This is a genomic window from Clostridium sp. AM34-9AC (assembly GCF_003480225.1).
Lineage (GTDB): Bacteria > Bacillota > Clostridia > Lachnospirales > Lachnospiraceae > Acetatifactor > Acetatifactor acetigignens.
Map to the genome: position 1 here is coordinate 1 of NZ_QUIU01000064.1, position 1,453 is coordinate 1,453.

At 54.2% G+C, this 1,453-nt stretch carries 1 pseudogene; it reads left to right on the plus strand.

Going from position 1 to position 1,453, the window contains the following annotated elements:
• Window positions 1-1,453: pseudogene (locus DW835_RS17685) on the plus strand (RHS repeat protein); the annotation flags it as partial.

The window sequence follows — 1,453 nt, forward strand, 5'->3', positions numbered from 1 at the left end:
AACGATGACGGGGCAGGCGCAGCCTACACCTATGACAGCCGCGGCAACCGCATCCGTACCACCAATGCATTAGGTGAAGTGGTACAGGAGTTTTCTTACAATCTGCGGAATCAGCCGGTTATCCAAAAGGACACGTTTGGAAACCGGACAGAGCTTTCCTACGAATTGGATGGAAAGATCAAGGATGTCCGGCGTTCGGGGAACCATCAGCGCATCCTCCAGCAGTATGAGTATAATGCCAGAAGGCAGATCACGGGAGTTGTGGACGGCAACCAGAATCCCATTTCCTATGACGTGGACAGCTGGGGACGCATCACAGGCATTGGCTTTGCGGACGGGGTGAAGGAAGGCTACGAGTACACCCCCGCCGGGCAGGTCAGCAGGACTATAGACGGCAACGGCAATGCAGTGCAGTACCGTTACAACAGTCTCGGCAAGGTCAGCGAGCGGACGGATCAGCTGGGATTCACAGAGACCTTCCGGTATGACGAGGAGGGCAACCTGTCCCTGCATATCGACAGGGATGGAAGACAGCTACAGCGTGCCTGCAACGTATTCGGTCAGCCTGTGTATGAGAAGGCGTCCGATGCGGAAGGAAAGCACACCAACATCAGCACCTGGCACTATGACAGTCTGGGCCGGGTGACCCGTGCCGTCTGTGACGGGAAGTCCTATGAATACATCTACGATGCATATGGTAATCTGAAAGAGAAGCGTTCCAACGGGAAACGCTTAGTTTCCTATACCCATGACAGGGCAGGGCAGATCACGGAGATCATGGATCCCGCAGGAGTCAGCACCCGGTATGAGTACGATATCTTAGGACGCAGAAGCCGTATTTACAACAATGACGGACTGGAAGTGCGCTACGGCTACGATGCCCTGAACCGCATCTGCGATATCCGTTACGGCAATGGCGTGAAGACCGCCTATACCTATGACGGGGACGGAAACGTCCGCACGCTGGAAACCAGAGCGGGTGAAAATGTCCTGCTCTCCTTTGCATACCGGTATGACGGCAACGGAAACCGCACGGCGAAGACAGGCACACAGGCGACTCTGGGCGGCATCACTTCCGAAATCACCGCAGGGAATAATGCATTGGATCTCTCCTATGCTTATGATGTCCGGGGACAGCTTCTGGAAGAGCGGCGGAACGGCACTTCTGTTTGCTATGCCTATGACAAAGCCGGAAACAGAATCCGGAAGACGGATGTACAGGGAGAAATCCGTTATCTTTATAATGAGAAGAACCAGCTGGTCGAAGAGGAAAGCCCTGCCGATAGAAAACAGTTTTCTTATGACCGTCAGGGCGGTATAATAGAGGAGAAAAATGCAGCCGGGATCCGTCGGTTCTCCTATAACAGCCGCCACCAGCAGACAAGGGTGGAAACTGAAACCGGCAACGTGCAGGAGAACCGCTATGACGCGGAAGGCCTGCGTTTTGAACTGC